We start from the raw sequence: 298 nt of genomic DNA on the forward strand, positions 1-298 counted from the left end.
TCTGATGTGCTTGCACTCTTCGAAGCTGAGTCACTCGTACTTGTTGATGAGGATGTGCTTACGCTCATCGAAGCTGAATCACTCATACTTGTTGATCCTGATACGCTTGCGCTCTTCGAAGCTGAACCGCTCGTACTTGTTGATGCGGATGTGCTTACGCTCATCGAAGCTGAATCACTCATACTTGTTGATGAGGATGTACTTGTACTCTTCGAAGCTGAATCACTCACACTTGTTGATGCGGATGTACTTACGCTCATCGAAGCTGAATCACTCATACTTGTTGATGAGGATGTAC

Annotated in this window: 1 protein-coding gene; it reads left to right on the forward strand. The window is 45.6% G+C overall.

The features are described from left to right. The coding region (locus FC36_RS12350; RefSeq protein WP_268872451.1) for a hypothetical protein at positions 1–298 on the forward strand (298 nt) is incomplete at both ends.

The sequence above is a fragment of the Ligilactobacillus equi DSM 15833 = JCM 10991 genome, assembly GCF_001435735.1.
GTDB classification, from domain to species: Bacteria; Bacillota; Bacilli; order Lactobacillales; family Lactobacillaceae; genus Ligilactobacillus; species Ligilactobacillus equi.